Source organism: Mesorhizobium sp. WSM4850, from assembly GCF_055811735.1.
This window is the reverse complement of record NZ_JBVVPV010000028.1, coordinates 54,307-71,987: the sequence shown is the minus strand read 5'-3', so window position 1 is coordinate 71,987 and position 17,681 is coordinate 54,307. Positions and strand designations below refer to the sequence as shown.

8 protein-coding genes are annotated in these 17,681 nt (G+C 61.0%); 5 read left to right on the top strand and 3 right to left on the bottom strand.

Annotated features, from left to right (window positions below; translation table 11 throughout):
- Positions 1-99: 99 nt before the first annotated feature.
- Complete coding sequence (locus tag AC0L2Z_RS23335) at positions 100-282, bottom strand: hypothetical protein (protein ID WP_473629430.1); 183 nt, start codon at positions 280-282, stop codon at positions 100-102.
- Between the two features lie 778 nt (positions 283-1,060).
- Between AC0L2Z_RS23335 and AC0L2Z_RS23330 the strand changes: the two genes are divergently transcribed.
- The 5 genes from AC0L2Z_RS23330 to AC0L2Z_RS23310 all read left to right on the top strand — a co-directional run bounded on the left by AC0L2Z_RS23330 (position 1,061) and on the right by AC0L2Z_RS23310 (position 8,979).
- The gene (locus AC0L2Z_RS23330) at positions 1,061-1,951 is read left to right on the top strand and encodes a DUF2924 domain-containing protein (RefSeq protein WP_473629429.1); all 891 of its coding nucleotides are present in this window, start codon (positions 1,061-1,063) and stop codon (positions 1,949-1,951) included.
- Between the two features lie 183 nt (positions 1,952-2,134).
- Entirely contained in the window at positions 2,135-2,482 is a 348-nt protein-coding gene (locus AC0L2Z_RS23325) for a recombinase family protein (RefSeq protein WP_473629428.1), read from the top strand.
- Positions 2,457-3,617 (top strand): recombinase family protein, encoded by a 1,161-nt coding sequence (locus tag AC0L2Z_RS23320; protein WP_473629439.1) that lies wholly within the window; start codon positions 2,457-2,459, stop codon positions 3,615-3,617. Before AC0L2Z_RS23325 ends, AC0L2Z_RS23320 begins: the two co-directional genes overlap by 26 nt.
- Positions 3,618-4,024: 407 nt before the next feature.
- Positions 4,025-4,426 (top strand): hypothetical protein, encoded by a 402-nt coding sequence (locus tag AC0L2Z_RS23315; RefSeq protein WP_473629427.1) that lies wholly within the window; start codon positions 4,025-4,027, stop codon positions 4,424-4,426.
- Between the two features lie 188 nt (positions 4,427-4,614).
- A complete protein-coding gene (locus AC0L2Z_RS23310) occupies positions 4,615-8,979 on the top strand; it encodes an nSTAND1 domain-containing NTPase (protein WP_473629426.1) in 4,365 nt (1,454 codons plus the stop codon).
- Between the two features lie 54 nt (positions 8,980-9,033).
- On the opposite strand, the gene AC0L2Z_RS23305 is transcribed toward AC0L2Z_RS23310, so the two are convergent.
- Positions 9,034-14,178: an nSTAND1 domain-containing NTPase gene (locus tag AC0L2Z_RS23305; RefSeq protein WP_473629425.1), complete on the bottom strand. Its 5,145-nt coding sequence runs from the start codon at positions 14,176-14,178 to the stop codon at positions 9,034-9,036.
- Entirely contained in the window at positions 14,175-17,636 is a 3,462-nt protein-coding gene (locus AC0L2Z_RS23300) for a caspase family protein (RefSeq protein WP_473629424.1), read from the bottom strand. Before AC0L2Z_RS23300 ends, AC0L2Z_RS23305 begins: the two co-directional genes overlap by 4 nt.
- Between the last annotated feature and the right edge of the window lie 45 nt (positions 17,637-17,681).

Sequence of the window (17,681 nt, the reverse complement as noted above, 5' to 3'; positions counted from 1 at the left end):
GCGTCAGCACCTCTTCGGAAAGACTTGTAGGAGGCCCCTCCCGTCAACGACGGGAAGGGCAACGTGCTTGGTCCATCTGTGGGAATGCCACGCCGTTGCTCAGCGTTGGACAACCACGCCGCTACTTAGCGCGTTCGCTGAAACGTTAATGTCGTGCACTTCGATGTCCCTGACGACGACGGTAGCATCGATAAACGACCCGTGACCAAGCCTATGAATCCCAGCGGAAACCAGGTCCAGTTCGTCGTCGCGAAGTTCGCGTAGCTCGAGTTCGTTATCCATGGTTTTTCTCCTTTGGGGTATGAGCCGCGGGGGAACACTGAGATTTCCCCGCTACGGACTCGCAAAACCGGTCCAGAGCAAGGAGGTTCCTTCTAGCTTACGAATTATTTTTACTGCGGGGGTTTGACAAAGAACCCCTAAGTACTTATAGTTGCCGAAGGAAGAACTTAAATCCACGCGTGTAGTAACTTAAACCAGCGCGTGTAAATTTGAACCCACGCGTGTAATAACTTAAACTCACGCGCGTGAGGGAATGTCGAGCAAATGTGCCGTGAAGCTCTTGTGAGCAACCGCTTCTGCTCTGTTGTGTAAGAAGGCAGTCGGTTGGTGGCGCTTCCCGCTCGGTGAGGACTTCAACATTCACGTGCTTGGAAGGCGGATTCCTGAAGCCACCATCCGCGAGTCTCTCGGCTGGGCTACTCGATTTCGGAAGAGGCGTGCCAATCTTCGACCGCTCCGGGTCTATTCGAGTCGTTGCGCGAAGGGCAGCTTTTGAGAATTGTCCGAATGTCGCGAAATCGCGCTACGATGTCCAGGGTGGTCGCCGGCAACGTCTGCTTCCGGGCAACGTCAATGATCGACTTCTACGGCCGACATCGGGCGCAGAACTGCCATTCCATTCGGAAAATTTTCGACTGGACTTCATCTCACAACGAAGCATTGGTTGGTGACAGCAGCGCATGCAAAAACCCTGCGACTTCTCCAGCCCCCCGGGAGCGGGCTTCAGTCAGTACAAGCGCCGGAATAGTCTGGGCTTTGAACCTGACGGAGATTTGAGATGGCAACCCTCAATGACATCACGGCCATTGCTGACGAGGCCCAGGCCGACGGGACAGCAACCAAACTCAAGCAGAGCACCTCGGCCACCCGAAAGTCGCGCCAGAAGATTAGTACTGCGGCCTTGGTGACGGACAAAAAAGCCAAGGACGAAGCGACCGCAGCGCCCACCAAAACCGAAATCGTCCTCAAGAAGCTGACGTCGGCAAAAGGCGTTACAATCCAAACCCTGATCGATGCGACGGGATGGCAAGCGCATTCGGTGCGGGGCTTCCTCTCCGGCACCGTCAAGAAGAAGCTCGGCCACGAAGTCCTCAGCGAAACGGGCAAGGACGGACAGCGGCGATATCGCCTTGCCAAAGACGGAGGGTGCAGGTTGACCTCGATGCGCAAGCGACTTGATTTGGATGGTGAGATCGCCGGGGTCGGCGATCTCACGCGCGACGAACTGTCAGCAGCTTGGGCGAGGGCTTATGGCTGCCCGCCACCCAAAGGGGTCAAACGTGGGTTGCTTGAACGGTCAGCTACCTGGCATCTCCAGGCCAAGCGACTGGGTGGTTTGCCTTCGACCCTCAAGAAAACACTCGGGACAGGCACCACGCGTGGGACCAACGCGAATGCTATCCGCCCGAGCAATAGTAGGCCGGATCGCCAGGACGGAGTTCCATTAGCCCGGCCAGCGTTATCGGGTAGGGCATTGAAGTCGTCGCTACGATCTCTTCCGCCAAAAGTCGGCTCCCGCCTGATGCGGGAGTGGAATGGGCGAATGCACATCGTCGAAGTTGTCGACGACGGCTTCGTGCTTGACGGCAAGACGTACGGATCGCTGTCAGCTGTCGCCCGCCGCATTACCGGCGCCCGTTGGTCTGGCCCGAGGTTCTTTGGGCTATGACAATGACGCCTCGCCTCAACTGCGCCATCTACACACGAAAATCGACCGAAGAGGGATTGGATCAGGAGTTCAACTCACTCGATGCCAGCGCGAAGATTGTGCGGCCTTCATCGCTTCGCAAGTAGGTCTTGGCTGGAAGCTGGTGCCAGACCACTATGACGACGGCGGCATATCGGGCGCACGATGGAGCGCCCTGCCCTGCAGCGTCTCCTCCAGGACATCCGGGACAAAAAAGTCGATGTGGTGGTGGTCTACAAGATCGATCGCCTTACCCGGTCGCTGATGGATTTCTCCAAGATCGTCGAGATCTTCGATGCCAGCTCCGTTTCTTTCGTGTCGGTGACGCAGCAGTTCAACACCACCACCTCAATGGGCAGGCTTACGCTCAACGTGCTTTTGTCCTTCGCTCAGTTCGAGCGAGAGGTCACAGCAGAGCGTATCCGCGACAAGATCGCCGCATCGAAGAAGAAAGGCATGTGGATGGGCGGCGTGGTGCCCCTGGGCTATCGCGTCGAGTACCGTAAGCATTGACGAAACCGAAGCGCAAACAGTTAGACACCTATTCGATCGCTATCTCGCCCTGAAGTCGGTCCGGGATCTTGTCGATGAGGTTGCGAGTGACGGGCTCTCGGCAAGGACACGACAATGCAAAGACGGATCAGTTGGCGTCACCATGCCGTTTGGTCGCGGCAACCTCTACCACCTTCTTTCGAATCCGGTCTACATCGGCAAGATCAGGCACAAGGATCAGGTCTACGATGGAGAGCATGAGCCGATCGTCACGTCGGCCACGTTCGAGGAGGCTCAGGCACTTCTCGCCGCGCAGGCGCCGCGGCGGCGAAGCGATTCCAATGTCACGCAACCTCATTTGCTCTTCGATGAAGCGGGTGAGAAATTGCGGTCGGTTCACGCGAAAAAAGAAGGTGTTCGCTACCGCTACTATGTCTCAAAACAGTTCATCGATGAACGCCGGAAAGGGTCATCGGGTTGGCGTCTTCCAGCGCCCGCACTTGAATCAGTTGTTGAGCATCGCCTGAATCGAATTCTCAGTGATCAGGCCCAACTCTCTGGTTGGATTCAGCAATGGGCCGACGCTGGCGAAACTCAGTCGGCGATGCGGCGGGCAGAAGTGATGCGGTCGTGCTGGGCATCAGACACTGCGGAAGCGAAGCGATTTATGCTTCAAAAGATCGTTCGGAGGATCACCCTCAAGCCCGGATCGTTGACGATCGAACTCAATCGCCGCTCGCTATCGGAATTGCTTCTCGACCGTACTCTGCCTCCCAACGATAGCGCCCAGGTAACTTCGATCGAATGTCCAATCGGTATGAAGCGACGCGGTGTCGAGACGCGGATCGTGCTTACAGACGGGTCCAACATCAGCCAAGAACCCGATGGCGCCTTGATCGACCTTGTGCGTCGAGCCCGCCTGTACCTAGAGCAGCTTACGGACGGAGCCAACCGCAGCCTCACCGACGTTGCCATGCTCAACGGCACCCATACATCCGAGGTAAGCCGCCTTCTATCCCTCGCTTTCCTCGCCCCGAAAATTGCTGCCAGTATTGTTGCTGGTGATCAACCTGTCGAACTGACGGCCCACAGGCTCTCACGGGTCTCGGACCTGCCGCACGCCTGGACCAGCCAGGCTGCACTCCTCGGCTTCTGACACAATCCGGCGTGCATCTGGCTGATCAGCCAACCATCGCTTTGCCAAACACTTGGCTACGGAATTCGTCCGACAGAGACCGACAGCCAAAAAATCAGGTGTTTTGGACGCTCACTGCGGAGTCTCAGCCAAGTGTTGCCCACTACTCGGTGCTAACCTACGGAAATGTACGCTATTCTGAGACGGGTGAAAAAAAACCCGGAAATCGAGCAGACTGAATGGTGGGCCCGGAGGGCAACCTCAAAGCATTGATTTCATTATGTTTTTCGTGGGCACATATCGACGAACCTTCCCGTATCGTTCCGTATGGTTCCGCCGCGGGCAAGCGCCAATGTTGCCCGGTTAGCCGCCATGCTAGTGCAAATTCCACGTCGCCATTGCCAGCTCTTCCCGAGGTCGCCTGGCCAGTGAAGGCCCTCGCAGACCTGGTAGGAGCGGTCGAAACCGTGGACGTAATGCTCGATGAAATGGCGCCAGGTTCACCCCTCTTGGCCGAACTTGGGCAGAGCGGCGATCCTAAGGTCCCTTACGTCCTGTTGGTGGGAGACACTTCCCTCATTCCGGCAGCCGCTGAAGGTGGCAGACTTGAGAGGCTGCTTTCCAAGATATCTCCTCAGAAGATGCTGCATGCCGCGACTTCACTGGCATTTCTGAGAGCGCCTAACGACATCGCGGTTAGCGTTACCAGCGCCAAGCCGGTGCCGAGCGCCCGCGTCCCGGATCCGCAGGTTACTGAAGTGGCCTGCGATCACGTTTCATTCTTTAGCTCCGACGTTGGGCGGAACGCGCTTCTAGCTGCGCTAGACTGAGTCATCCTCCCACGCGCATCAGGAAGGGGACGATGCCCTGCGCGCGCAGTTTCGGAATCACCGCAGAAAAAGTAGTTTGTCCCGCGCCCTGGTCTCCGGTACTTCAATAGAAGTTAGACGCTGGGGAGGTAGAGCCGGCATTGAACTTAAGCTTTAGGGGAGACTTGGCGTAGCCTTGCCAGAACATCATGAGTGCCCCTTCCGGTTTCCGTAGCAGTTTGGCGATTGTGATTGGCGTTGAGAGCTACGGGAATGGCGTTCCCAAGCTTCAAACCCCAGTAGCAGACGCCGAGAAGCTGGCGGAGCTTTTGAGCGAGCGCCATGGCTTCGTAGTCGAGGTGTTGACCGACACGGACGCCACGCTTGCAGGGCTACGCGACCTTCTCAAGAAGTTGCCGGCGCGTATCGAGGCCGAGGATCGGCTTCTGTTCTATTTCGCTGGCCATGGAATAGCAGTTGAAGGCGAGGATGGACCCCGTGGGTATCTTTTGCCCCACGATGCAGATCGAGGCTCGACCGAGCACTACCTCCCAATGGTCGAACTGGACGAGGCGCTTTCCAACTTGCCGTGCCGTCACGTGCTCGTCATTCTGGACTGCTGCTTCGCCGGATCATTTCGCTGGTCCAGCACGCGCGACCTAGCGCTTACTCCTGTGAACCTGCATCAAGAGCGTTACTCGTGGCTGATCCAAGACCATGCTTGGCAGGCGATCGCTTCAGCGGCCCATGACCAGAAGGCTATCGACGTAGTCGCCGGTGAACCGCTGGGTAAGAGGGGCGATGGACGCGAGCACTCACCATTTGCACGCGCACTCCTACGCGGGCTGGATGGACCGGCCGATCGACCGAACTCTTCGGGCGCCAAGGACGGCGTGATTACCGCCACCGAGCTCTTTCTCTACCTGCAGGATGAACTACTGCCTCCGCCGCTTAGGCAGGCGCCCGTAATCTGGCCCATGAGGAAGCATCGCCGAGGCGAGTTCCTGTTCCTGGTTCCTGGGGAAGACCTGGACCTTCCTTCCGCACCGACGTTGAACCCTGAAGCAAACCCGTGGCGGGGACTCAAGCCCTACGAAGTCGCGCAAGCCGACTTGTTCTTCGGCAGGGGCCGCGTGGTTGACAAACTCGTTGATCGGGTGATGGGGGTCGCCGCATCCGAGGGACGACCGCAATCTCCCCCCAAGAGGTTGGTCGTGGTGTCAGGGCCATCCGGCATCGGCAAATCGAGCCTCATCCGCGCTGGGTTGTTGCCCAGACTTCCTCCCACTATCGAGCCCATCGTGTTCAGACCGGGGCCTGCACCATTCACCAGCTTAGTCTCGGCCCTCCAGATCAAAAGCGGCAAGCGCGCCCACATCAAAGAAGCGGACTTTCAAACGAACCAGCACGCGCTGGCTGAGTGGGTGAATGCGCAAGACGATGGGCGGGATATCCTACTCGTCATCGATCAGGCCGAGGAACTCCTGACCCAGAATCGGGATAGGGAGACGAGCGTTCGCTTCCTGGAGTCGATAGCTGTCGCGCTCGCCGAGGCACCCGAGATGCTGAGCGTGATATTTACCGTCCGCTCGGAATTTGAACCGCTGTTCGCTCAGTCGGCGCTAGGTCCGCGATGGACCGACGCACGGTTCGTTGTTCCCCCCATGACTCACGAAGAGCTTCGCCAAGTCATCCAGATGCCTGCAGCCGTCAAGGTGCTGCGATTTGAGTCTGATCAGCTGGTGAATCAGCTTGCCGATGAGGTCGTCAACGCGCCTGGAGCTCTCCCGCTACTCTCCTTCGCATTGAGCGAGATGTATAGCCACTACCTCACGCGGGGAAGCGGTGACAGGACCATCTCTCGAGAGGACTACGACGCGCTCGAAGGCGGCGTTCCTGGGGCACTTCGTATTCGCGCCAACCACCTGATCGAGAGCGATGGCGGCATCCTGGTTCCAGTTGCGCGTCGGCTGCTGCAGCGCCTCGTTTCGGTGGAGTCCGGAGAGTTTGCAAGGCGGCGTGTGCCTCGCTGGGAATTCGACGTGAATGATCCGCGCGAGGCTTCCAGGATCGATCGTCTCCTCGAGAGCCTGGTTGAACAGCGACTCCTAGTTTCCGAGGCGCAGGAGCACGATCTTCAACCCGACTCGACAGTTCCGCACGACCGACCACAGGGTCGGTTAGAACTGGCTCATGACGCCCTGATTTTTGGCTGGGATCGTCTTCTTGACTGGGTGCGGACCGATGCTCGGCTCATCGTTGATCTGCGCCAGCTGACGCAAGCCGCGGACGAGTGGAGACGGGCAAAGAACCCTAGTACCTTATGGCTCGATCGCATCCGGCGCGACCGAGCGCGGCGCGTGCAAGCTGCCTTTGGCGAAAGCCTGGCTCGCACCGAGATTACCTTTATCGAGGCCAGCCGCACCCGCCTGAGACTCGTTCTTGCTCTTCGTGCAGTGCTGGTCGCCGCCGCTTGTGTTGCGATCGCGTTCGGACTTCAGTTGTTCTTGCAGGCTGCGGAGAGAACGCAAACGATCGCGCTACTCGCCGCCGGCCAGAACGTAGAGGCGACGATCGATACCCCCAGACAGTACGAGGCGCTCCTATCGGCAGTGGAGGCGGCCCACCTCAGCCAAACGCATTTCGGCCGCATCCTCCCCGAGGTTCGCTCCCCCCTTCTGAAGTCGCTCGGTGCAGCGCGCGAAGTCTGGCGGCTGACCGAGCCCGGACCTCAAATCACGTCGATGCGCATGGAAAAAGGTTCCTCCAATGTCCTCCTGGTGTATCGCCGGGATGAAGACGACGTAGGAGTCGAGCCTCGCCTGGCCGCAACCATCAACCTTGACAGCGGCAAGAGAACGGAGATCACGGGGGACCAGAATGCGAGTGAGAATGTCTCGGTTTGCTCGAGCGGCGCGTGTATCGGCTACAGCGTGGGTGCAGAGCACATCGTACTAGACACATCCGGCACCCCTATCTGGCGCGGTGTAGTCTCGGAGGTTCCCCTTGGTTGGGTCGACTTTGATCCCGCAATGAAGATTCTCTACTACGCAACGCGAAGCGCGACACTCGTGCAACTCAGCGTGGAGACGGGGCGTGTTGTACGACAGCAGCCCCTACCGATACCATCGGACGTTTGGGGAATGGCCTTCGACATTGGCAATGGTGCCATTGCCTTCTTGGCTGAGGATTCGGCGACGCTGTTCAGCCTCGCCAAGGGCACTAGCGCGACCATTCCGCTGACCTTGGGAGCGGGAATGGCGTTCAACGTCAACTTCGCCGCCAACTACATAATATTCGGCACTCGGGAGCAAACAATAGAGGCCGCTTGGTTCGAGTCGGGCGAACGGCGAGTTCTTGGTCGCCTAACAGCGTCGACCGTTGACGCCATCGCAACCACGTCCGATGGAAAGACATACGCTTACACCGAGAATGGCTCGACCAAGATCCACTTGGCAAACATCGACATGGGGCCCGGCTTCTCGGGTGTCATGAACGGCGGTTACGGATCGAGGCTACTGTTCACCCCTGACAACAGGTACCTCCTCGAGGCCGGATGGCTCGACAACCAGATCAAGAAATTCGACCTGACCGAGAACCCGTTCGGTGCACAGTTCCTTGATTTCGACTTCGATGTTTCAAGAATCTCCCTCTGTCCGGATACCCTGAGCATCGCCGTCGGCGGTTTCGACGGCAGCATCGTCGTCGTTGACCAAAACCAGCGAACCATTGTCTTAAGTGACGGTAGCGGCGAAGCAATCGACGGCCTCGCTTGTAGGTCCGATCTGTCAGTCGTTTCTCTGAGTGCGGGCGCCGTCAGACAGTGGGGTTCGAGCGGCGCGCCAAGAGAGATCGGTGCGGCCGGGAGCATCTACGGGGCGTTCGTTTTGCTCCCTGACGACACTGGCGTGTTAGCCGCCTCGGGTAAGACGCTGTGGAAGCTTCCATGGACGGGCACTCCCCAGAGGCTTTGCGAGGTCGGTGACGTCCCTATTCGGATATCAATAGATCCGAGTACTCATGAGATGCTCCTGGGATCCATGGGGGCTGGCCACGTCGAGCTGCGCGGCGGCAACTGCGAGCCTATCTTGCCGGCGTTTCGAGCCCATGAGGGCGCAGTGTTCTCGGTGACCTTCACTGGGTGGAACGACTGGGTTGCTTCAGCTGGCACGATTGGGACGCGAAACCTGCAGACCGTGTCACTGTGGAATAGAGTAGGCGAACAGATGGCATCGAGGGACGCACACTCGACCATCGCCATGTCGCTAAACTTCGACCGTTTCAGTTCCACACTGCTGAGCGCGGGATCGGATGGTGCGATCCGGATCTGGAACAGCGATCTTGTGCAGATCGGACCGGACTTGCTTCATTTCGAAGGGATGGCCGCGGCGGTAACGACGCGTCCAGACGGTACGATCATTGCCGCCGGAGGAAAGCGGCTTGCATTCTTAGACATATCCGACACGGCACTAATAAGGACGGCATGCGCCCGACTTGTGACTCGCCAGGCGTGGAACTCCTCGGAAGCCGTCGCGATACATGGCCGCGTGGAGAGGGCCTGCGTGGCGAGGTAAGGCCATTCCGATGAACAGACTCCGTCATCTTAGCAGCACCCTTTTGAGAGATCGTCACGGATAATCATATCGGTTATCCACTCGAAGCAGTGCTGTTGCAGGGACCGTTCTGGCCCACTCAAGCGGAGCCGGCATGGCGTCCGGCACGCAGACCGGCTCGGAAACCGTGACGCCATACTTGTCCAGGTAGTTGCCCGCTTCTACCCACTGCGCCTGTGCGCAGGCCATTTTCAGCAAGTCACCCGCACCAAAGTCGATGTCCCACCATCGGAGGAATTCATCACCCCTGCCGAGCAGTCGCATCCCATCGCTAGTAAGAACGAATCCGACTTCCTCGGATATTCTCGCGCGTGGCAACGGTGGCGCTATCTGCTGACCGCTCTGGAGGTCCCAGAAATGAATCGCGTCGTCCAACGTCCAAGCCACTATTTTTGATTGATCGTGCGAAAGAGAAATTCCACCGACGAGCTCTTCATGAGTCATCTTGGAGCCGATCCGCTTGCCGGACTCGGTTTCCCACACGATGATGTGCGTGCTTGACCAAGAGATCGTGTACCTCCCGTCGCTGGTCAGAATGACACCGTCGACCACGTCCTCGTGGTTCATGCTACCAGCCAGAGGCTTGAGGTTCGGAAGGCTCCAGACTCGGACCGACCCATCCAAGGCCCATGACACCAATCTCGATCCGCTCGGCGATACGGTCGCGCCGAGCACTTCCGACCCATGGACAATCGGGTGCATCAGATCCGCCCCGGTCTCGGAGTCGAAAATGCGCAGCTCTCCGGTCTTTCCCCAGACCAGCAGCCGTCCGTCCGGCAGGAACAAGGCGCCGCGGTGCAAGCGGGGCCCTTCGCCCGCTGGCACCCGACCTTGCTCGATGTCGTCGCCAATTTGCCTCCCGGGCGCAGTGCCGTCCCAAAGCTTGATCACGCCATCTCTAGACCAGGAAGCGAAACGCTTGCTGTCCGATCGCTGAACGACACCTTCAATCGTCTCCGCCAAGTCTGCATACTCCATCGAGTCACCAATCTGCAGTCCAGTCTCCGCGTTCGTGACTTTGATTATGGCGTTCGACCAAGAGAGTATCGCCCGCTGGTTGCGCGTAAATTCGGCGTTGGTCCAGGATGTCAGATGATGGATTTCGGGGATCAACAATCGACCATCGGTCATCGAATGTAACTTTACCGTGCCGTGGGTGCCGGACCACGAGAGCACCTTCGTCGCATCGCTGTTCAGGCTGGCACCGCGAATCCCCGAATGCTGGATCGGTGGGAGAATCGCCGACCCGGAATCGGCGTTGACCATCACTAGACGATCGCCGGACCAATAGACGATCGCCTTGTCGTTCCGAGTCAGCAGCGCTCCACCGATACCGCCCTCCCCGGTTCGAATCGCGCTCCCAAGTTGCTGGCCCGTCCGCAGGTCCCAGACGCGGACGGTACGGTCTCCTGCCCATGACACGGCCCGGCGATCTCCATCGAACAAGGTAACTCCGCCAACGACACCGGAGTGCCTCCTCACCGGATCAATGCTTTGCCCGGTCGCCGTATCCCAAGCTCGCAAAGTGCCGTCGTCAGACCAGGAAAGGATGCGATGATCGTCGCGCGAAAACGTGGCCCCATTTACCGGCACGATCCCATTGGAGGGCAGCGACAGTTTGGGCTTCTCCCAGCTCGCGGATTGGTAGGCATAGGTCATAGGTCCGTGGGCCATCTCTGGGATGGCCTCCTTGCATGCCTTGATGTCCCACAACCGGAGCTTGCCTTTTTCGGTCCACGCCAGGATTTTATCCTGGGCGTTGGAAAATGCGGCGCCGCGCACGCCTCCGTCGTTCTTCATTGGCGGACAGCGGGCAGCAGCGGACTGCAGATCCCAGACATACAAATATTCCCCAGACCAGGAATAGGCGATCTTCTGATCGGCGCTGACGGTAACGCCATAGACCGAATACTCATGCTTCATGACATTGCCGATCTGCTGATGGGTCTGCACATCCCATAGCCTGAGATCGCTGAAAGATGACCAGGTCAGAAGGTTCTTGTTGCCATCGAGCAGGATCGCGCCGTCCGCCGGGCCGTCGTGCATCAGGCCTTCGCCGAGACGACTACCGGACTCGATATCCCAAACCTCGATGTCCTTATCTATGGACCATGACAACATCCGCCGGTCGTCATCAAACGTCAGCACGCCTCGAGCGAGCGATCCACTTTCCAACGGACCTTTGACCAATGATGCGGTTGCCGAGTCCCAGAGGTAAAGTGACGTGTTTGACCAGGTAACAACATAGCGCCCAGCGGCGCTGAAAAACGCCGCTTCGACCGCCTCGGGGTGTCGCATCGGCTCGCCGATCGGTGCGCCGTCCTGCGCATCCCACAAACGTGCGGTTCCATCCTTCGACCAGGATACGATCCGGGCCCCCGATGGCGAGAACATCGCATTTGACACTCGATCTCCATGCTTCATCGTCGACCCGAGTTGTTTCAACTCTTGATCGAACAGTCGAATGGAGCCGTCTTTCGCCTGTGCAAGCACGCGACTGCGATCGCTGGATACTTCGAGGCTCCACAGTTTTTCCGGAATGCTGAACTTCCTGATTGGAGTTCCGCCGGGACGCAAATCCCAAACCGCGATCGTATCCTCGCCGATCTGACCGATGGCGGTCATGCGTGTTCCGTCGAACCATACGTTGTGTATACGGCCTGGAGCCTCCAGCCGACTGATCTCTCCTTGTGACGAGCCCAGTGCGAGCGAGATCGCCTGCAGTGTCGTCTCCAGGCGAGGCCTCACATCGTTCAACGTCGAGCGGGGCCATGCCGCGAGCGCCAACGTCAACGCGTCGCCGTGGTTGCCCCGCTCCGACGCGACGATCGAGAGCGCCGTCAGCGACCTAGTCTCGTTCGCTACAGCATTCTCTGTTTGCCGGCGCGCAACGATAGTTTGCGTCCAGGAGTAATATGCGCCTATCCCGGCCCCGATAGTGAGCAGGACAAGCGTCGCACCCACAGCTGTTCGCAATGTTTGGTTTCGCTTGGCGCGCGCAATGCTGGCTTGGGCAAAACTGGCTTCAACCCGATTGAGGCCCGGAGACGCGACCATTCCCAACTCTTTGATCGTCGCAAGTCGAGCCGCATCGGACCACAGTAAGCTGGATTTTTTTTGCGGCGAGGACGCCCACTCTGTGGCATCCGGGGTGAGGCGTCGCAGCGCGATGATGCGCTCCAAGTCCTCGCGGACCCAGGCGAGAAGTCGATCCCAGCCGAGAATCAGCGCGTCGTGCGCCAGCTCGAGGTAGGGCTCGTTCTCGACCTCGTCGGTCACGATAAGCCGTGCGTCATCGAGGCGTTTGAGGATTTGCTCGACTCGCCCGTTCTCCGCCGTGTCTGAGCCCTCGAGCTCGCGACGCGGCAGGCGGCGCCGTGCGAGCTCGCCGCTCTCGACCGAGACAAACCGCTCGAGCACTCGACGGGCCGTCAGCTTGTGGGCCGCGTCAAGATCGTCGATGAGGCGATTGGCGCGGGCACGGAGCGAGCCTGTCACGCCGCCCGCCAGCGCTTCGTAGTGGCGGTGCGTGAGCGTACGGTCGTCTGCCGGTCGGATCAGATAATTCGCGTACATCTCGCTCAGCGCGAATGACAGGAGCGGCAGCGCACCCGGCATCTGGACCACCTCGTTGACGAGAGTGTCGATGAGGTCGGTCGACTCGAACCGCATCACCTTTACGGCCGCAGGTCTCTCGATGACGCGGCGCAGTTCGTCCTGCGTCATCTGTGGGACCAAGAAACGCGAGGAGAGCCAGCGCTCCTTGAGCGGAGATTGAGCGAACTGCGGTTCGAACTCAGACCGGATCGTAACAACAATCCGTAACCCCTCATCTGCGTCCAGAGCGCGCTCAAGGAGCGCGAGATACTGCGCGGCAACCGCCTCATCGCGGTTCATGGTGATCAATTCTTCAGCTTGGTCAATAACGATCAAGATCTCGCGCCCGGTCGGGTGCTGATCCTTTATCCATGCAGCGAGCGCATCTTCGTCGGTTCCCAGCTTGTCCGCATCCGGTACGCTGGGCGAAATGGCTTGCAACGCGGCCGCAAGACTTGCGAAGGGTACCGGGCCAGGCCGTGCGACAACTGGATGAATGGAAGCAGGTAGCCCAGGCAGCAGCCCGGCCCGGACAAGACTCGACTTGCCAACGCCGGACGGTCCAGTGACCACGACGAGCCGGCGCCGGAGCACTTGTTCCAACAGCCGTTCGCTCGCTCTGCGCCTGCCGAAGAACAGATCGGCATGGGAGCTCTCGTAGGGCTTCAGGCCACGCCAGGGATTCGCCTCCGGATCCAGTGGCGGGGCCGGCGGGAGGTCCAGCTGCTTGCCGGGGACGAGGAACACGAACTGCCCCTTGTCGTGCTTCGGCAACGGCCACAGGATCGGGGTCTGCAGCGGCCGGCCACTGCCAGGCGGCGGCATCAGCTGCTGCTCCAGGAACAAGAACAGCTCTGTCGCTGTGATCACACCATCTCCGCTGCCGTCCGCGCGCGGAAGATCGGCCGCGCCCTGCAGCCCCTCTATCAATGCCTTGGCGAAGGGGGAGTGCCCTGCCGTCCGGCCACGATCGCCCAGAGTCTCGCCTGCCGCGACATCCAACGCCCTCTGGTCATGCGCAGCCGATGCGATTGCCTGCCATGCGTCATCCTGGACGTACCAGGCATACCGCTCGCGATGCAGGTTTTCCGCCGCGAGAGCGAGATCGCGTGAGCTCGACCAACGGAAGGCCCCCGCAAAGCAGCAATCCAGGATGACAAGTACATGCCGGCATGGCAGGGCCGAGAGAGCTTCGTTGAGCTCGACCATCGGCAGATAGCGATCGGTCGAGTCCCGTGCTGCATCCTGTGGGAGCAGAAAGCCCCTCGGGCCAGCGTCGCTCTCCAGCGCGATCCCGTGCCCGGCGAAGTAGAACAAGACCCGATCGCCCTTGCCGACCCGGTTTACGAACTCGCCTAGCTTGGCTCTCAGCTGGTCGAGCGTTGCATTCTCGTCGGAGATCACCTCGGAGCTGAAGCCGTGGTGTTGCCCCAGAATCCCGGCCAGCTTCGTCGCATCCGCAACCGGCGTGCGGAGCTCGGGTACGCCGTTGCGATACCGATCGATCGCAACCAGGAATGCCAGGCTGTTGTCGAAACCTTCGACCACTCTGGGCAAGTTCATAGCGCTTTCAACGCGTCGAGGAGCGCCTGCTGGCCGGCATCGGTGCTGAAGAAGGTAATGTGATCACAGGCAACCTCGATGATCCTGGGCGCCGGCACGCGCGCCGCCGGCACTGCAGTGGCGCTGGTGACTGCAACCGCGATGTCGTTGGGCTTGTTGAAGAACGCAAGTGCGGTCGTGGCATGCAGCACGCGCTGCGGCGCGAGCCGCGCTAGCAGCGCCTGCACGGCGCCGTCGCCGGAAGCCTGCGGGATGATCGACGTGTTGCCCACCAGCAGCGTATAGGGAACCTTAGGATCGGCGCTTTCGCCAAGCGTGGTGAGAAACGGCGAGTTGGGTGCCATCTGGTCGAGCGTCACGTCGACGGTCTCGATCGCGCCGACGAGATTGCCGAGCAGCTTGACTGGCCAAGCTACCGCGCTGAGGCCGTTGAGCCCGAGCGCCAGGGCAGTAGTCGCAAGGCCCTCGATGGTTGGCCAAGGCGATCCGGCATGCGGGGTGCCGAGCGTTACCAGATGCTGCACCACGCGGTCCCCCTGCTCGCGCTCGATGAACCAGCGCGACACCAGTCCGCCCATCGAATGCGCCGCCACGTCCAGCGTCTTGCCATGATGTGGCCCAAGTCCGACGTCGGCGAGCTTGTCCTTCAGCGCGCGCGCCGTCGTTTCGATGCCGGTGTGAATGTTCTCATAGTCGAACGCGAGCACGACATCATAGCGGTCGCCGATGCGCTGGGGCGCGGCATTGAGCAGCGCGACCGACGCACGCGCCGACGCCGTCATGCCGAGCGTGTCGCCGAGGATGCCGTGCACGTAGAGCAGGATGCGCTGCGCCGCCGCGACCGTCTGGCGAACCGTTTCGGTCGCGTGGTCGTAGGCGGGCTCATCGGCACTGTCGAAGTTCACCGTCGCAAGGCGCGGATAGGCGAAATCCGTCCCAAGATAGGGGCTGGTGAGTTTCTGGAACAGGATACGGATCGAGCTGCCGATGCCGCGTTGCAGATCCTCGGAGAGCGCGAGCGGCGCGGGAAGCTGGCGCAGCTCGATCTCAGTGATGCCGTCCGCGTGGCGCCCGGCGCCGACCGGGAGGAAGAACGCGCCGTCCCACGCATAGGCTAGGACGTGCTCGTTCGCGCCGAGCGGCACCGCGGTGCGGATGCGCAGCGGCGCATCCTTGGTGACCGCCTCTGGGTTCTCGACGTCGGTCAGTTGCAGCGTGCTGAGCCCCGAATCCGTGCCGCGCGCCCGCTCGAACAGAAACGGCTGGGACACGGCCGGATCGTCGCGCAGGATCGCAGGCACGGCGAGCGGCCCAAGCGCGCGTCCGGCATCGGCCGGCGAACCAAGGCTCGCCATGGCCTTGAGGCTCGCATGACCCATTAGGGTGACGTTGGAGCCGATCTGGCGCTGCTCGTTGGGCGGCGGCACCGTGACCGCATCGAGGGGCCGGACCACTTCCAGGCTCACCTCGCCGGTGGTCCATTCCGGAACGATGTCGTCGTCCGGCGTGAGCGAGAGGTCGCGCAAATGGACGCGGCGGGCGAGCCGCTCGAGCGCGTTGCGTGGTATCGTGCGCCGCAGCTCGCCTCGCGTCACATACGCATCGAGCGCCTGTTGGTCAAACAGACTCGGATCGAACTGCTCGGTGCTGACCACGAGCTTGATCAGGTCGTGTACCTCGGTCTGGCCGCGCTTCCACTTGTCGTTAGGAACGCTGGCATGGATATCCTTTCCGTTGTTAAGCGCAAAGGATCTGCCAGCCGGAATGCGTTCGGCGCCGCCAGGCATCAGGCCCGAGCTGACGGAGAAGTTCTCACCCAGCCACAGCAGTGCGCAATAAAGATCTTCCTGCCCGGAATTGGTTAGCTTGATACGCAGGCGGGGGTTGCTCCACTTGTCATCTGCGTAGGTGTAGGAGAGTCGCAGCCCGCTGCGGGCCTTCGCCTCATTCCAGGCTTCGCCATTTTGCGTCGGCTCCGGCCGCAGAATCGCAATTTTGACCGTGCCGGCGGGCAGCCTGCTGCCGCTGTTGCTCAGCGCCGCGATGGCCTCCCAGCGCGCGATGTGTTCGAGCCGCTCGACCACGCGGCGCGCTCCGGCTACGTCCAGGCCGGGGACGTCGGCGACCAGTGGGCGCGCCGCGCCGACCCGCCCGATGCGATAGCTTTCGTCAACCACCTCGACCTGCAGCCGCGCGGCGCCGCCGGCCGCGGCCTCGCGCACCAACAGCGACGCCACGCCCCCGGCCGGTGCGAGCGCGGCGCGCACGAGGGCGAGCGCTGCGGTCGGTCCGGACAACCGCACCGCGATCGGCGGCAGGGGCGTTGCGACCGTGATCACCCGGTAAGTGAGTTGCCGATCGAGCGCCGCGCCGCCGTGTTTGAGCTCCACCTGACTGAGGTTCGCCTGCACCTTGGTCACCGATCCGGTGGACAGCGCCCTGTCGATCTGGCGAAGATCCGCCGTGCTCGCATCGAGCGGGTGGATCGCGAGCAGCGTCGTCTCGGTGCCCACCGGGGCGGCGACGCCATGGATCGCGCCGCCATCGATCACCCAGCCCTGATCGCGATCATAGCGCAGGGTGAAATGCGCAAGTTGCGTGCCCGCTGGCCGCCCCAAGAACAGGCTCTGCAAATCGTCCGGATTGCTCGCCTCGAGTTGCGGGACCTGTTGCGAAACTCGCAGCCGGACTTGCGCTTCCACCCGCTTTGCCAGGTCGCGATACGAGATTGCGCCGCGGGTCTGTCGCAGCGTGGCAAGCAGCGAGGCCGAGAAGGCGCCGTGCGAGCGGCCTTCGTCAATCACCTCCTTGGCGGTTTCGCTCGCGCGGCAGGCCGCGAGCAGAACATGCCGTCCAGCCGGCATCACGGCCCAGCCGCCGGCGGCCGCGTCGGCTGCTCTGGCGCCGGCCTGCGCGCCGGGAAGAAAGCTCTCGATCGGGCGCGCACGCCAGTCGGTCGGTGCACGCCGCACCGCGATGCCTTCGTCGTCAGCGGCGCGCGTTCCGCTGCCCGAATGGCAGCAGTCGAGCACGCACAGCATATGCGTGCCGCTGCGCGCCACGTCGTCAATCAGGGCGGCGAGCTCTTTGTCGGCGAGGTCCCAGTTACCGGGGTCACGGCTGTCATGGCAGACCAGCGTTTCGTCGAGATGGTCCGGCTCGATATGCCAGAATTCGGGCGGCGCTGTTTCCTGCGAGCCGTGACCGGCGTAATAGAACAGCGCGACGTCGTTCGGGCCGGCTCGTTTCAGGTGCACTTGAAAGCCGTGGATGATTGCGGCGCGCGTAGCGTCCGCATCCTTCAGCACGCGCAACTCGGGCGTCAAGGCGCTGTCGCGGCCGAGTCCCTTCAGCAGGGCCGCAGCCGCGTCGATATCGTTGACGCAGCCGCGTAGCGGCGGGATCGGGGAGCGATAGGCGTCGATCCCGACGAGCAACGCATACAACGATCCCGCCATCAGCGCTCCCTCGCCTGAGCGGCCGCTCCCCGGCCGATTGCCATC

What these genes read in the sequence shown, in the direction of transcription:
- AC0L2Z_RS23305 (WP_473629425.1), bottom strand. Translation starts at nt 14,178, where the DNA reads ATGAACTTGCCCAGAGTGGTCGAAGGTTTCGACAACAGCCTGGCATTC.
- AC0L2Z_RS23325 (WP_473629428.1), top strand. Translation starts at nt 2,135, where the DNA reads ATGGAGCGCCCTGCCCTGCAGCGTCTCCTCCAGGACATCCGGGACAAA.
- AC0L2Z_RS23300 (WP_473629424.1), bottom strand. Translation starts at nt 17,636, where the DNA reads ATGGCGGGATCGTTGTATGCGTTGCTCGTCGGGATCGACGCCTATCGC.
- AC0L2Z_RS23335 (WP_473629430.1), bottom strand. Translation starts at nt 282, where the DNA reads ATGGATAACGAACTCGAGCTACGCGAACTTCGCGACGACGAACTGGAC.
- AC0L2Z_RS23310 (WP_473629426.1), top strand. Translation starts at nt 4,615, where the DNA reads ATGAGTGCCCCTTCCGGTTTCCGTAGCAGTTTGGCGATTGTGATTGGC.
- AC0L2Z_RS23330 (WP_473629429.1), top strand. Translation starts at nt 1,061, where the DNA reads ATGGCAACCCTCAATGACATCACGGCCATTGCTGACGAGGCCCAGGCC.